Source organism: Amycolatopsis lurida (genome assembly GCF_900105055.1).
In the GTDB taxonomy this organism is placed as follows: Bacteria; Actinomycetota; Actinomycetes; order Mycobacteriales; family Pseudonocardiaceae; genus Amycolatopsis; species Amycolatopsis lurida.
In genome coordinates this window covers 428,491-442,065 of the sequence record NZ_FNTA01000002.1, presented here as the reverse complement: position 1 = coordinate 442,065, position 13,575 = coordinate 428,491, and the positions used below count along the sequence as shown (strand labels likewise).

Sequence of the window (13,575 nt, the reverse complement as noted above, 5' to 3'; positions counted from 1 at the left end):
ACAGTGCGCTCATCAGGAGGGGCTCGATGGCCACCGCTCTCCCCCATCCCCCGCGACGGATTCCGCTCATCGGCGACGTGCTCGGCGTGTCGCCGAAAACGCCGGTCCAGGACTCGATGCGGCACGCCGCCGAGCTGGGCCCGGTCTTCGAGCGCAAGGTGTTCGGCCGGAGCATCGTCTTCGTCAACGGCGCCGACATGGTCGCCGACCTCTCCGACGAGAAGCGCTTCGCGAAGCACATCACGCCCGCGATCTCGAACCTGCGCCCGCTCGGGGGTGACGGGCTGTTCACCGCACACAACGAAGAGCCGAACTGGCGGCGCGCACACGAGATCCTCGCGCCCGCGTTCAGCCGCAACGCCATGCAGCGCTACCACCCGACGATGCTGGCGATCACCCGCGAACTGCTGGACACGTGGGACAGGGGCGGCGAGGTCGACGTCGCGGACGACATGACCAAGCTGACCCTGGAGACCATCGGCCGGACGGGATTCGGTTACAGCTTCTCTTCGTTCGCACGCGCCGAGCCGCATCCGTTCGTCGCCGCGATGGTCCGCACGCTGCGGCACGCCCAGCGAAGGGCGATCCAGCCGCCGGTCATCGGCCCGCTCCTCAGCCGCAAGGCGAACGGGCGCAACGAAGCCAACCTGGCATTCCTCCACTCGGTCGTCGCCGACGTCATCGAGGCGCGCCGGAACGATTCGAGCACCGAAGACCTCCTCGGCCTCATGCTGAACACCACGCAGCCGAGCACCGGCGAGGCGCTGGACGAGGACAACATCCGGCATCAGATCATCACCTTCCTCGTCGCCGGGCACGAAACCACGTCGGGCGCGCTGTCGTTCGCGCTGTACTACCTCGCCGGGAATCCGGACGTCCTGGCCCGCGCCCAGTCCGAAGTGGACAAAGTCTGGGGTGACAACCCGGACCCGTCCTACGAGGAAGTCGCGAAGCTCCGCTACGTCCGGCGAGTGCTCGACGAAGCGCTCCGGCTCTGGCCGACGGCGCCCGCGTTCGCGCGCCAGGCGCAGGTGGACACGGTCGTCGGCGGCGAGTACCCGATGCGGAAGGGGCAGTGGGCGCTCGTCCTCATTCCGGCACTGCACCGTGACCCCGTGTGGGGAGACGATCCCGAGTCGTTCGACCCGGACCGCTTCTCCCCCGAACGCAACCGTGCCCGCCCGGCGCACGTCTACAAACCCTTCGGCACCGGCGAGCGGGCCTGTATCGGGCGGCAGTTCGCCCTGCACGAGGCGACCCTGGTGCTCGGCATGGTGCTGAGCCGGTACGAGCTGCGCGGCGACCCGTCCTATCGGCTGAAGGTGCAGGAGCTGCTGACCCTCAAGCCGGAGGGCTTCAAACTGCAGGTCTCGCTCCGCGACCGAGCGACGGTGTCCGCCTGAGCCGGTGAACTCGGCTCTTCCCCGTGAGGTCAGTCGCCGTCGGTCGGCGGGCTCACCTTCCCACGACCGGTGACGAACGCGGTTCGGAGGACCGTGAAGTCGCCCCGGAATTCGCCGGCGGCGACGGCCTGCTCGATGCCGATCGTTCCAGCCACCAGAGCGACGATCACGTCGGGAGCGGCAGTGAATACCGACGCCGGTACCCGATCGGGCACGAATGCGCTCGGACCGTCGTCGTCGATCCGAAGGACCATGAGGAAGCCGTCCGTCTCGATGCCGAGCTCGACGGGCGGAGAACTGGTCGCGCCGCGGAGAAGCGCAGGCAGGGCCAGGGTCAGCCAGCGCGGCTGAAAGGCATCGTCGCCCTGGCCGGTCGCCAGCAGCGGCGCGCCCCACCGGCCGAGCGCCTCCATCGCCTCTCGAAGCCCCGCCCCCCACGGCGTGAGGGCGTAGGCGACGGCAGCGGCTTGGAGGCGACGTTCGACGATCCCGTTCGCCTCCATGGTCTTCAGCCGCTCGGACAGGAGATTCGTCGCGATACCCCTGAGTGAGGTCTTCAGCTCCGTGAACCGCATCGGGCCGGCGAGGAGTTCGCGCACGATGAGGAGGGTCCAGCGGTCACCCACGACGTCCAGGGAGCGCGCGAGTGCGCAGAACTGCCCGTAGGTTCGAGGACTCTTCGAGTGTCGGTTGACTTTATCCATCGCGGTTGATTATATCCACTGCACTGATCAGGGCAAAGGAGGGCTTCCGTGGAGCTGAGCATCACCTGGCCGCCCGTCGTGGTCGCGATCGTGGCCGGGATGGCGATCGCGTGGATCTGGTACAGCGACTGGGGCCTCGTCGGCGGCACCTGGCGGAAGCTGACCGGCGTGACCAAGGAGGACTCCGCGAGAGGCGGCAAGCAGCCGTTCGTCGTCCTCGTGGCGTCGATCGTCGTCACCGCTCTGGCACTCGCGGCCGCCAGCTCCATCGCATCCGGCTTCTTCGCCACGAACTCCTTCTGGGTCGCTCCGGCGGTCGGATTCGTGGCGTGGCTGGGTTTTTCGCTGTCCACCCTGGCGCAGCACAACGGCTTCGAGCAGAAGCCCGCTCGGCTGACCGTGATCAACAGCGCTTACCAGCTCGTGCTGTTCGTGGGCATGGCGGTTCCGATCGGGTTGCTTCAGTAGCAGCGTGCAGCGAAGCGCCAGGGCACGGTCGTCACATCTCCGCTCCGGGGTCCGTCAGTGCGGTGGAAGCAAGACGGAAACCCTGAAGGAGAACAGTATGGAAACCCGCATCCCGAACCCCGCCCTCGCGAACCCGGCTACCCTGAAGGCCTTGATCGCGCTGGCTGAGTCGACCGGCGACACCGGTGTCCCGAACACCACGCACTACCTCATGCACGTCCGCGCGAGCCAGATCAACGGGTGCAGCGGCTGTTTGGAGATGCACACCAAGGAACTGCGCAAGGCGGGCGAATCCGACGAGCGGATCTTCACCGTGGCGGCGTGGCGGGACACGGCCTACTTCACCGACGCCGAACGGGCGGCGCTCGCGCTCGCCGAGGCCATCACCCGCATCGCGGACCGGGCCGACCCGGTCGACGACGAGGTCTGGAACGAAGCGGCTCGCCACTACGACGAAAAGCAGCTCTCGAGCCTGGTCCTGTCCATCGCCGCCATCAACACCTGGAACCGGCTCAACGTCGCCACCCGGCAGATCGCCGGCGCCGCCTGAGCGACCTACTCGGCCTGCCGTAACTCCACACAGCACTCGGCCGCGCCGGGAACGAGGGCCGCCTCCACGTTCCCGGCGCGCACGCCGTTCAGGAAACCGGCGAGGAAGGCCTGATTGATCCCGCAGACCAGCTCCGGGGCTTCCGCGGCCAGCGGATGGAACGGGCAGTTCCGCAGCCGGACGCAGGTCCTGCTGTCCCGGCTGGGCTCGAAACCGTAGCGGCGAAGTACCCCTTCGGCCACCGTGAGCGCTCGTTCCGTGCCGAGCCTGCCGGGACGTGTTCGCGCTCGTTCCTCTTCGCCCACCGCCAAACCGCGCTCCGTCGCGACCCGCAGCACGGCCTCTCGCGCGGTCTCACCGCTACCCTCGGCCAGCACGGCCTCGGCGAGAATGCCCGCCAGGATTTCGTGGCGCCGGGCGGGAAGCTGCACCTGGATGGCCTCGTCGACGGGTTCGTAGACCTTCGGCCTGCGCCCCACCTTCACCACCGGACCGGCCGCGAAACCGAATCTGAGCAGCCCGGCCGCGACGAGCTTGTCGAGATGGAAGGCGGCGAGCTTGCGGGAGATCCCGACCGCCGCGGCCGCCTCGTCCCGCGTGACAGGACGCCTCGCACGCCGGGCGTAGGCGTACATGCCGCGACGAAGGTCGTCGTCGAGCGCCGCCACCGCGGCGATGGCGGGGACGTCGAGGCCGTCCGGGTCGGGCAGGTCGGGCACTGTCACGTTCACCACGATATCGCCTATCTCAACCGGCGGAACATTCTGGACTGCCGATCTACCATGTAAGATGAGCCACTGGGTGCCAAAACACCCAAAAGTCTTGGTTTAATACACTGGGGATCGCGTTCAGCCTAGGAGGCCCAATGTCCACTCCCGCCTTGCGCGTCGTGCACGAATCCGGGCCGGGGCCGGACCTGGTGGCGGCCGAGGCCGCGGCCGCCGATCTCCTCACCGCACTGGGCATTTCGCTGGACTCCGAGAGCCTCCGCGGCACGCCGGGCCGGATGGCGCGCGCGTACGCCGAGCTCTTCACCCCTCGGCCGTTCGACCTCACGACCTTCCCCAACGACGAGGGCTACGACGAACTCGTCCTCGCCAGGGGGATCCCGGTCCGGTCGGTCTGCGAACACCACCTGCTGCCGTTCGTCGGGGTCGCGCACGTCGGATATCTGCCGGGCGAGCGGATCCTCGGCCTGTCCAAGCTGGCCAGGATCGTCGAGCACTTCGCCTGCCGTCCACAGGTTCAGGAACGGCTCACGAAGCAGGTCGCCGACTGGCTCGAAGAACAGCTCGAACCGCGTGGCGTCGGCGTGGTGATCGAAGCCGAGCACTCGTGCATGACGTTGCGCGGGGTCCAGGCCGTCGGGTCGAGCACCGTCACCTCGACCCTGCTCGGCACACTGCGCGAAGACGCTCGTTCGCGCCAGGAGTTCTTCGCGCTCACGAGGATCAACGGCTGACAGCGGGCTCTTGCGCGTAGGCCGCGGAGACGACCGCGCGGTCGAACACCCGCCAGGTGAGCGCTGAAACGACCACCGCGACCACGAAACCGGCCCAGTACGGCGTCGTCAGCCCGAACTTCGACGCCACCGCCCCGCCGAGAACCGCACCGACGCAGTTGCCGCCCGCGATGATGAACAGGCTGGTGCTGCCGACCCGGCCCAGCATGTCGGGCGGGGTGAGCCGCTGACGCAGGGAACTGCCGACGATTCCCCACAGGGCCCCGTGCACTCCGAAGAGGAACAGGATCACCCCGACCACCGCCGCGCTCGTGCTCGTCGCGAGCACCAGGTGGGTCGCGGCCTCGATCAGCAGCCCGATCCGCAACGTCCAGGTCGGCGTGCACCAGGCGATCAGCCGGTCGCCCATGACCGAGCCGAGCAGCCCGCCCACCGCCATGCAGGTGAAAAGCAGGCCGTAGCCGACCGAACCCAGCTGGAGCCGTTCCTTCGCGAGCAGCACCAGTACCGAGGTGGCCGCGACGAGCGTCAGGTTCAGCATCCCGATCAACCCGATCATGGTCCGCAGCAGACGCTGACCGGCGAGCCAGCGGAACCCCTCGGCCACCTCCGACCGCATCGACCGGCGCACGACCGGCTCGCCGGTGCCGTCGCCGGGCCGCGATCGGTAGGCGCCCGCGATCAACCCGAGCAGCAGGGCGCTGACCGCGTAGGTGCCGGCGTTGACGTAGAACGGGATGCTCGCCGCGACGCCGAACAGGAATCCGCTCAGCGGGCCCGAGAGCATGCCGTGGGTCAGCGTCGTCCCGGCGTACAGCCGCCCGTTCGCCCGCTCCAGCAACGCTTTCGGGACGATCGAAGGCAGCATCGCCCCACTCGCCGTCCGGAACACGACTTCGCTCGCGTTGATCACGAAGAGGACGGCGTAGAGCAAGGCGATGCTGACGTTCCCCATCGAGATCGCGACGGCCAGCAGCGCGACGACGGGTACGCGGATCCAATCGAGGGTGATCATCAGCTTGCGCCGGTCCACCCGGTCGACGAGCACTCCGCCCGGCAGTGAGAAGAGCAGCCAAGGCAGCCACGCCACGGCGAACCCGCCCGAGACCACGAGCGGTTCGTCGGTGCGGGAAGCGATCAGCAACGGCGCCGCCACCGTCGCGAGACCACTGCCCAGCGCGGACGTCGTACTCGCCGCCCAGAGCTTCGCGTACCTGCCGTCGAGCCGCTCCCCCGTCATGAGAACAACGTAGCGACCGGTGACCGAACGGATGCGGAGTTTCACCCACAGCTGAGCGCCTGCCCTTCCGTTCGGCCTTGGGAGGGGAGCACGGATGGTGCTGGTGCGCGACGTCGATCCGTCGATTCTGCTGATGAACAAGGCGCCGGGCGAGAAGCCAGGGCCCTATCTGCCCAGGGACATCGACGCCCCGCTCAGGTCCGCGCTCGAGACCACACCGTTCACCCTCCTCGTCCACGAGATCTGTCCGAAGAGGACGAAGAAACCGAGCGGCGCCTTGCCGAGCTGGACGCCGAATCCGACCGGCTCGAAAAGGCGGTCGCCGAACTCGCGCCCGGGCTGGACCTCGTGTCGTTCGCCGAGTCCCGGGTCGCCGACTACGTCGAGCATCTGGGCGTGGTCTCCTTGCTGCGCAAGGATCTCGAAACGTTCGCGACCATGCTCGCCGAGGTACCGCACGGTTCGGGGAAGATCGAACGGACCGTGCTGTACATCGACGACCTCGACCGCTGTCCGCCAAGGGTCGTCGTCCAGGTCCTCGAGGCCATCCATCTCCTCCTGGCGCTGCCGGTGTTCGTCGTCGTGGTGGGTGTCGACTCCCGCTGGCTCAAGAAGGCCGTCGAGCAACACTACGAGGAGATGCTCGGCGATGAGCCCGAATCCTTCGCCGAGAGCTACCTCGAGAAGATCTTCCAGGTGCCGTTCACGTTGTCCCCCATGGACGATCCAGGGTTCGTGGGGCTCGTGCGCGGGCTCGCCGACACCGAGGCCCCCGATACCACTCCGGCGACGGCGCCCGCCGGCCCGGATCGGGCCACCGGAGACCGTCCTCCCCTCGCCGCGGTCGCTTCGTCTCCTCGGACGGAAGTACCGAAACCGTCGTCCGAACAGTCCACAATAGACGTCCGACCTCCTCGACTGGTGATCTCACAGGCGGAACTGGACTTCCTGCCGACGCTGGCCCCGCTCATCCGGTCCCCGCGGGCCGCGAAGCGACTGCTGAACCTGTATCGCCTGCTCCGAGCGCGTTTCGCCGGTGAGGAACTGGCCGGATTCCTCGCCGACGGTGACCGCGAGGCGCCGTTCCGCGCGGTTCTCGTCCTGCTCGCGATCCACGTCGGCCACCCGGAGGCCGTCGCTTGGTTCGCGAACCTCGACGGAACGGGCCCCGACGACAGCGCCCTCGAAATCGTGTCGTCGCTGAACGACCACGAACTGCGGCCGAAGCTCGAACGCGGCCTGTCCGGCGAGGGGTGGCCACTGCTGGCGGCGTCCTCTCAGCGCTGGCTGCCGCTGGTGAACCGGTTCTCGTTCGCCCGTGACGACTGATCCCGCGACCGTTCGATGTCGGGCCCCCGGTAGAGCCGCTCCGGGATCCGCGCCAGTGTCGACGGATGGACCTGCGGGCCGAGGCCGTAGAGCTTCTGGAAGCTCATGATCAGTGGCCGCCACCGGTCGGGGTCGATCCGGTCTTCGGTACCCGGCATCCGCACGTCGTCGTGGACGTGGACGCGCTGCACGCGGACCTCGAACACGAGCACGCCACCGCGTTGTTCCGGGTCGTCCTCCGCGAGCGGGTGGACGGCCTCGACGACGGCCTCCATCGTCACCGGGCATTCCGCGACACGCGGCGGCCGGACCGTCTCCGAGAGGACCGGAGTGAGACCGGCGCGGGCGAACTTGTCCGGTTCGTGCCGGTAGCCGCGTTCGTACTTACGGGCCGGCACGGGATCCGATCCGGTGGTCAGCGCCAGCCGGTCGACGGCGGCCGCCAGCGCGTCGGAAGGGAGATTCAGAACACATTCACCGTTACGCATGAGATTCTGCGCCGTCTTCGCTTTCGCGCCCAGCCCGAGCATCCCCCGCCAGCCGAGCCAGAACGCCGAGGACATCGGGGCCAGATTCGGGGCGCCCGCCTGGTCGACCGTCGAAAGGAGCACCACCGGGGTGCCGAAGTAGAGGATTCCCGGCTCGATACGGGTATGCGCGGCCTCGGCCGCCGTCGTGGAAACTGTCACGTTCGCCAGCTTCGCCGCCTGGCGCGCCGGAGACTGGCGTAAATCGGACGTCGCGATCAACACCGTCGGCGGACGGCTTCGCACCGCCGGAGCACTTACCCTTTCCGAGGCGCCCCTCCTTGGCAGGCGATCGTTCGGAGTATTGCGTACGGCCGATTGCTGGTAGGTTCGCCGAACTTGAACGACGAAGGAGGCGCCGGCAGGGCCCGGTCAACACCCGAACGCGCGTGGTGAGGCGAATCGCATGCGAGACGATGTGGTCCAGGCGAGCTCGATTCTCGGGCACTCCCCCGGCCAGGTTTGGGAAGTGATCGGCGATCCCGAGTCCTACTCGAGGTTCGTCGCCGAGATCAGCTGGTGCGAGATCCAGCGCCCCGCCGAACGCGGGCGCGGTCCGAAATGCCTCGTCCGGTTGGAGCCGCGGCCGGGAACACTCGTCGTCGGTGACATCGAGGCCCGAGTCTGGCGGCCGGGTGAGCACGTCGTGTGGTGCGGCGTCGAGAACGACGGAATCTGGGTCTCGGTCGAGCTGCGGCAGGATTCGGGCGGTGGCACGGAACTCGCCGCCCAGCTGATGCTTCCGGCACCGCACGCCAATCCGGTGTCCGCCGCGTCCTTCAAACGCGCCGTCCGCGCGACGGCCCGCCGGATCGATCTGCACCTTTCGGGCCGGGCGGCGTCGCCCCAGGAGGAACCGGCGCATACCAAGGCCACCACCCTGCACACCGCGAGCACGCTGATCAAGGCCGGGGTGCTCGCCGCCGCCCGCCCGGACAAGATCGCCCGGCAGCTCACCTCGTTGTCGCAATGGGGAGCCACCGTCGCCGGTGGCTACTCGGCCAACGCCGCCCGCGTACCCGATGACGTCGCGTTGCACGACGAACGCAACGTCCGGACGTTCAAGGAGACGGCCGATCGCAGCAACCAGCTCGCGAACGCGCTCGCGGCCCGCGGAGTCCGCGCCCGCGACCGGATCGCCTTGTTGTGCCGCAACCACGCCGCGATGGTCGAGTCACTGATCGCGTGCAGCAAACTCGGGGTGGACGCGATCCTGCTCAACACCGGGCTTTCCGCCGGCGCGGTCGCGGACGTGATCGGGTTGCACAAACCGGTCGCGGTGCTCGCCGACGACGAGTTCTCGCGGATCATCGCCGGCATCCCCGGTGATTTCTTGCGGCTGTCCACCTGGCCGGAGACCGAGAACGGTTACCCGACCATCGATCAGCTGATCGCCGGGGTGCCCGCGACGAAACTCAAACCGGTGGACCGGATCGGGAGGCTGGTCGTCCTCACGTCGGGCACCACGGGAACCCCCAAAGGCGCGCGCCGTCCCACCCCGAAGGGATTGTCGACGTCGGCCGCCATGCTCGACCGCATCCCGCTCCACTCCGGCGACCGGTTCGTGGTGGCCGCACCGCTGTTCCACAGCTGGGGGCTCGCCGGCCTGCAGATCGGGATGGCCGTACGCGCGTCCTTGTCGCTGATCCGCCGGTTCGACGCCGAAGAGATACTGCGGACCATCGCCGAACACCGCTGCGGAGTGCTGTTCGCCGTTCCCATCATGTTGCAGCGCATCCTCGATCTGCCGGAACGGATCCGCGCCCGCTACGACCTGTCGTCGCTGCGGATCGTCGCCAGCAGCGGATCCGCGCTGCCTGGCACGATCGTCACCGAGTTCATGGACACCTTCGGCGACGTGCTCTACAACTTCTACGGCTCCACCGAGGTTTCTTGGGCCAGCATCGCCACGCCCGAGGACCTGCGCGCCGCGCCGACCACCGCCGGCCGCTGCCCGCCCGGCACCCGCGTCGCCATCCTCGACGACGACCACAACCGTGTCCCGCCGGGCTGGGAGGGACAGATCTTCGTCGGCAACGACATGCTTTTCGACGGCTACACCGACGGCGCCAGCGTGCCCCGCGCGGAGAACATGATGGCGACCGGCGACGTCGGCTATCAGGACGCGGCCGGACGGCTGTTCGTCACCGGCCGGGCGGACGAGATGATCGTGTCCGGTGGGGAGAACGTGTCCCCCCGCCCGGTCGAGGAGGCCATCGTCGCCCTGCCCGGCGTCCACGAAGCCGCGGTGATCGGCGTGCCGGATCGCGAATTCGGGCAACGGTTCGCCGCCTACATCGTGCCGAAACGCGGTGCCCGCATGAGCGCGGACGACGTCCGCGCCTACATCCACCACCGGCTGGCCCGCTTCGCGGTTCCGCGGGACGTGTACTTCGTCGAGGAGCTGCCCCGGAACGCGACCGGCAAGGTGCTCAAGCGGTTGCTGCGGGACGAGACCTGGCCGATCGATCAGTAGCATGCCGCTCCCGCAGCAGGAACCGCTGGATCTTCCCGCTGGGCGTCTTGGGCAGCTCCGGTACGAAGTGGACCTCACGCGGGTAGGCGTGTGCGGCGAACCGGGTCTTCACCAGCTGCTGCAACTCCGCCACCAGCTCCGTGTCGGCTGAGACGCCGTCCCGCGCCACCACGTACGCCACGACCACCTCGCCGCGCAACGCGTCCGGGACACCGACGACGGCGCATTCGGCCACGGCGGAATGCTGCTGCAGAACGCTTTCCACGTCGAACGGGCCGATGCGGTAGCCCGCCATCAGGATGACGTCGTCGTCCCGCGAGGCGAAGGTCAAGTAACCGTCGGTGTCCTTGGCGGCCACGTCGCCGGTGTAGTACCAGCGGCCGTCGGGGCTGAAGCGCGCGGCGGTGCGCTCGGGCGCGTCGCGGTAGCCCCGGAACCACACCAGCGGGCTCGCCAGGAGATCCACGGCGACGCGTCCGCGTTCCCCCGGCTCGGCAACCACATCGGCGTCCTCGCGGAGGACCTCGACCGCGAAGCCCGGCAGGACCCGTCCCATCGAGCCGGGCTTGACCTCCGAGCGGAGGTCCGGATGCCACGCGTTGCCCACCACCATGCCGAGTTCCGTCTGTCCATAGTGGTCGTAAACGCCGACGCCGAGCTTCGCCGACGCCCACTCCAGGACGTCCGGGGTCAGCGGTTCCCCCGCCGAAGAGCAGTGCCGCAGGCGGAGGCCGTCCGGCACCGGGGCGGCCGAGTTCCGGAGCGCGCGATACACCGTCGGAGCGGCGGCGAAGTTGGTGACGCCGAACCGCTCCAGTACCGCCCACGTCAGTTCGGCGGAGAAACCCGCGTGCAGCAACAGACTCCGCCTGCCGGTCGCCATCGGTGTCATGATCGCGTAGTACAGACCGTAGGCCCAGCCCGGGTCGGCGGCGTTCCAGAAGACGTCGTCGGCGCGGACGTCGAGCGCGAAGTCCTGGTACGCCTGGAAACCCGCGAGCGCACGGAGAGGAATCGGGACGGCCTTGGGCGTTCCCGTTGTCCCGGAGGTGAACAGCTCGACCAGGACGCCGGACCCGCCGGTCGCCGCGGCTCCCGGCAGCGGCGCGGCGTCGGCCAGCATCTCTCGGAACGACAGATCGCCCGCCTCGCCGTCCCCGACGACCACGATCCGCCGCGCGGGGTCGTCCGGCAGATCGGCGGACGGCGTCAGTTTCGAGCGCTGACCGGCGTCGACGATGACGACCTTCGTGTCGTTGCCGGTGACGCGCAGCGCGATGGCGGGCGGCGCGAACGCCGTGAACAGCGGGACGTGCACCGCGCCCAGCCGCCAGATCGCCAGCAGCGCCACGACCAGCTCCGCCGACTTGCCCATCAACGTCGCGACCCGGTCCCCCGGCCCGACCCCGAGGCCGAGCAGTGCCCCGGCGAAGCGTTCCGACTGCTCGCGCAGCTCTCCGTAGGTGAGCTCGTGGCTGGTCAGGTCCGCTTCGACCACGGTGAACGCGACCGCCTCCGCCGGATGCCGGCCGCACAACAGCGTCGCCGCGCAGGCCCCCTCGTCGTCGTAGACCTCGAGCAGCCGCCGGACGTGAGCTTCGGTCATCGTTTCTCCCGGGACGTTGGCGAAGGCGTACAGTTCCGGAAATCGTGCGGGCGGACCCGATCCGTCCACCACCCCCGATCCAGGGGGATCACCAAGGAGGGTGAGCCGATGCCGGTCGACGACGCCCAGCTCCTCGGCGCGGTCTCGGACCTGCGCCGCGACACCGGCCTGCCGGTCGGGTTCGCCGGGGTCGCCGGCACGTCACCGCGGATGCGGCTGACCGCGTTCCTGGGCAACCGCGGCACCGCGTTGAACGGCCTGTCCGTCCGCGCGGGCCGCGGACTCGGCGGCAAGGCGCTCGCGCTGACCCGGCCGGTGGTCGCCAACGACTATCACAGCGCCACCACGATCAGTCACGACTACGACGAGCCGGTCCGCGACGAGGGCATCCACTCGGTGGTCGCGATCCCCGTCGTCGTGCGCCGCCGTGTCCGCGCCGTCCTCTACGGCGGCCTGCGCGACGAGGCCACTCTCTCCGACCGGACGATCACCGCCGCCCTGCACGCCGCGCGCGATCTCGAACAGACGTTGGCCGTCGAGGACGAGATCGAGAAGCGGCTGGCGGAGGCCCAGCCCCTGGCGGAACACCGCGAGGAGGCCGCGCCGCGCGAACGGCTGCGAGAGGTCTACGGCGAGCTCCGGGCGCTCTCCGGCCAGATCACCGACAACGTTCTCCGTGACCGCCTCGACGCGGTGTGCGACAACCTCACCGGCACCGCTTCCCCGGTGGTGCGCCTGGCGCCCAGGGAACTGGACACCGTCGCGCTCGTCGCACTCGGCCTGACGAACGCCGAGATCGCGCACCGGCTCGGGCTGACCGCGGAGACGGTCAAGAGTTACCTGCGGGACGCGATGCGCAAGCTCGACGCGACGTCCCGGTTGCAGGCGGTCACGCACGCGCGGCGGATGGGCCTGCTTCCCTGACTCAGCCCGCGGGCACGGGCGAGATCGACGAGATGCAGTACTTGTCGCCTGCCTCCCGCCGCACCTCCATCGTCCCGGTGAAGCTCTCGCTGGAGTCCAGGGTGCCGGTCATCGTCACCACGATCAGATCCGGACCCGCCGCGCGCGGTTCTTGCGCGGTGAGCGACGCGTTGCGGGCGCCGTATTCCTTCACCGCCTTGCGGACCTTGTCCTTGGCGTCCGCGCAGGCCGACTCGGCGGCCTTCTCGGGCTCGTCACCGAACACCGCGAGGATGAACTTGCCCGCCAGCACCGAGCCCCAATTGAGGTGCAGCGGAGCCTCCGACCCGCTCGCCGAGTTCGAGGACTTGCTGTCGCTCAGCAGGAAACCGGGCGCGACGAACGCGAGGATCACGAAGACGACCACCACGAGCGCGCCACCGCCGGCGATCATCCCGATCAGCAGGCCGTTGCCCTTTTTCGGCGGCTGCGGTCCCGGGTACTGAGGCCCGCCGTAACCCGGCGGAGGGTAGCCCTGCTGCGAGTACTGCTGCTGGGGATACTGCTGTTGCGGGTATTGGTGCTGGGGCTGGGCCTGCTGCCACTGCGGCCCTTGTGGGTACGACATCGACGCTTCCTTCCCCCGAGCAACCTGTGCGCGAGGAATCTACCGTCCCCTTCGGACAGTCGATCACGCGTGTCTGGATGGACGACACGCGTGATTGGACGGACGACACGCGTGATTGGATGGACGGCTCACGGCGGAGCCCTGGCCACGGGCGTGTCGTCCGTCTGATCACGCGTGTCGTCCGTCTGATCACGCGTGTCGTCCGTTTAGTCACCTGAGAAGCCGGTCAGTCTCGAAAGTGGTGGGGACGGCGCAGGGGTGTCCATGAAGGATTAGGAC

General features: G+C 68.9%; 14 protein-coding genes. 7 read left to right on the top strand and 7 right to left on the bottom strand.

The window, feature by feature from the left end:
- Window positions 1-26: 26 nt before the first annotated feature.
- Window positions 27-1,403: a cytochrome P450 gene (locus BLW75_RS02180; protein ID WP_091596541.1), complete on the top strand. Its 1,377-nt coding sequence runs from the start codon at window positions 27-29 to the stop codon at window positions 1,401-1,403.
- Window positions 1,404-1,432: 29 nt separating this feature from the next.
- Here BLW75_RS02180 and BLW75_RS02175 read toward each other — a convergent pair whose 3' ends face one another.
- Window positions 1,433-2,107: a winged helix-turn-helix transcriptional regulator gene (locus tag BLW75_RS02175; RefSeq protein WP_034307602.1), complete on the bottom strand. Its 675-nt coding sequence runs from the start codon at window positions 2,105-2,107 to the stop codon at window positions 1,433-1,435.
- 48 nt (window positions 2,108-2,155) lie between these two features.
- Here BLW75_RS02175 and BLW75_RS02170 point away from each other — a divergent pair, with 48 nt between their 5' ends.
- Window positions 2,156-2,575 (top strand): DUF1761 domain-containing protein, encoded by a 420-nt coding sequence (locus tag BLW75_RS02170; RefSeq protein WP_091596539.1) that lies wholly within the window; start codon window positions 2,156-2,158, stop codon window positions 2,573-2,575.
- A 97-nt stretch (window positions 2,576-2,672) separates the two neighbouring features.
- Entirely contained in the window at window positions 2,673-3,125 is a 453-nt protein-coding gene (locus BLW75_RS02165) for a carboxymuconolactone decarboxylase family protein (protein ID WP_034307604.1), read from the top strand.
- A gap of 5 nt (window positions 3,126-3,130) precedes the next feature.
- On the opposite strand, the gene BLW75_RS02160 is transcribed toward BLW75_RS02165, so the two are convergent.
- Entirely contained in the window at window positions 3,131-3,856 is a 726-nt protein-coding gene (locus BLW75_RS02160; RefSeq protein WP_241783411.1) for a helix-turn-helix transcriptional regulator, read from the bottom strand.
- A 134-nt stretch (window positions 3,857-3,990) separates the two neighbouring features.
- On the opposite strand from BLW75_RS02160, the gene folE reads away from it, so the two are divergent.
- A complete protein-coding gene (folE, locus tag BLW75_RS02155) occupies window positions 3,991-4,587 on the top strand; it encodes a GTP cyclohydrolase I FolE (protein ID WP_034307606.1) in 597 nt (198 codons plus the stop codon).
- Here folE and BLW75_RS02150 read toward each other — a convergent pair.
- The gene (locus BLW75_RS02150; protein ID WP_034308002.1) at window positions 4,577-5,827 is read right to left on the bottom strand and encodes an MFS transporter; all 1,251 of its coding nucleotides are present in this window, start codon (window positions 5,825-5,827) and stop codon (window positions 4,577-4,579) included. The two genes, folE and BLW75_RS02150, sit on opposite strands and share 11 nt — an antisense overlap.
- A 165-nt stretch (window positions 5,828-5,992) precedes the next feature.
- A complete protein-coding gene (locus BLW75_RS43360) occupies window positions 5,993-6,217 on the bottom strand; it encodes a hypothetical protein (protein WP_241783367.1) in 225 nt (74 codons plus the stop codon).
- Between the two features lie 6 nt (window positions 6,218-6,223).
- Here BLW75_RS43360 and BLW75_RS02145 point away from each other — a divergent pair, with 6 nt between their 5' ends.
- Entirely contained in the window at window positions 6,224-7,156 is a 933-nt protein-coding gene (locus BLW75_RS02145; protein WP_241783369.1) for a P-loop NTPase fold protein, read from the top strand.
- Here the strand turns inward: BLW75_RS02145 and BLW75_RS02140 are convergent.
- Window positions 7,105-7,845, bottom strand: coding sequence for a flavin reductase family protein (locus tag BLW75_RS02140; protein ID WP_198935682.1), 741 nt, complete (start codon window positions 7,843-7,845; stop codon window positions 7,105-7,107). The two genes, BLW75_RS02145 and BLW75_RS02140, sit on opposite strands and share 52 nt — an antisense overlap.
- A 244-nt stretch (window positions 7,846-8,089) precedes the next feature.
- Here BLW75_RS02140 and BLW75_RS02135 point away from each other — a divergent pair, with 244 nt between their 5' ends.
- Window positions 8,090-10,159 (top strand): AMP-binding protein, encoded by a 2,070-nt coding sequence (locus tag BLW75_RS02135; RefSeq protein ID WP_034307609.1) that lies wholly within the window; start codon window positions 8,090-8,092, stop codon window positions 10,157-10,159.
- On the opposite strand, the gene BLW75_RS02130 is transcribed toward BLW75_RS02135, so the two are convergent.
- Entirely contained in the window at window positions 10,116-11,765 is a 1,650-nt protein-coding gene (locus BLW75_RS02130; RefSeq protein ID WP_034308011.1) for an AMP-binding protein, read from the bottom strand. The two genes, BLW75_RS02135 and BLW75_RS02130, sit on opposite strands and share 44 nt — an antisense overlap.
- Before the next feature lie 108 nt (window positions 11,766-11,873).
- Here BLW75_RS02130 and BLW75_RS02125 point away from each other — a divergent pair, with 108 nt between their 5' ends.
- A complete protein-coding gene (locus tag BLW75_RS02125; protein WP_034307611.1) occupies window positions 11,874-12,689 on the top strand; it encodes a helix-turn-helix transcriptional regulator in 816 nt (271 codons plus the stop codon).
- A gap of 1 nt (window position 12,690) precedes the next feature.
- On the opposite strand, the gene BLW75_RS02120 is transcribed toward BLW75_RS02125, so the two are convergent.
- Window positions 12,691-13,296, bottom strand: a complete 606-nt coding sequence (locus BLW75_RS02120; protein ID WP_034307614.1) for a hypothetical protein — start codon at window positions 13,294-13,296, stop codon at window positions 12,691-12,693.
- Between the last annotated feature and the right edge of the window lie 279 nt (window positions 13,297-13,575).

What these genes read in the sequence shown, in the direction of transcription:
- BLW75_RS02180 (WP_091596541.1), top strand. Translation starts at nt 27, where the DNA reads ATGGCCACCGCTCTCCCCCATCCCCCGCGACGGATTCCGCTCATCGGC.
- BLW75_RS02175 (WP_034307602.1), bottom strand. Translation starts at nt 2,107, where the DNA reads ATGGATAAAGTCAACCGACACTCGAAGAGTCCTCGAACCTACGGGCAG.
- BLW75_RS02165 (WP_034307604.1), top strand. Translation starts at nt 2,673, where the DNA reads ATGGAAACCCGCATCCCGAACCCCGCCCTCGCGAACCCGGCTACCCTG.
- folE (WP_034307606.1), top strand. Translation starts at nt 3,991, where the DNA reads ATGTCCACTCCCGCCTTGCGCGTCGTGCACGAATCCGGGCCGGGGCCG.
- BLW75_RS02150 (WP_034308002.1), bottom strand. Translation starts at nt 5,827, where the DNA reads ATGACGGGGGAGCGGCTCGACGGCAGGTACGCGAAGCTCTGGGCGGCG.
- BLW75_RS43360 (WP_241783367.1), bottom strand. Translation starts at nt 6,217, where the DNA reads ATGCTCGACGTAGTCGGCGACCCGGGACTCGGCGAACGACACGAGGTC.
- BLW75_RS02135 (WP_034307609.1), top strand. Translation starts at nt 8,090, where the DNA reads ATGCGAGACGATGTGGTCCAGGCGAGCTCGATTCTCGGGCACTCCCCC.
- BLW75_RS02130 (WP_034308011.1), bottom strand. Translation starts at nt 11,765, where the DNA reads ATGACCGAAGCTCACGTCCGGCGGCTGCTCGAGGTCTACGACGACGAG.
- BLW75_RS02125 (WP_034307611.1), top strand. Translation starts at nt 11,874, where the DNA reads ATGCCGGTCGACGACGCCCAGCTCCTCGGCGCGGTCTCGGACCTGCGC.
- BLW75_RS02120 (WP_034307614.1), bottom strand. Translation starts at nt 13,296, where the DNA reads ATGTCGTACCCACAAGGGCCGCAGTGGCAGCAGGCCCAGCCCCAGCAC.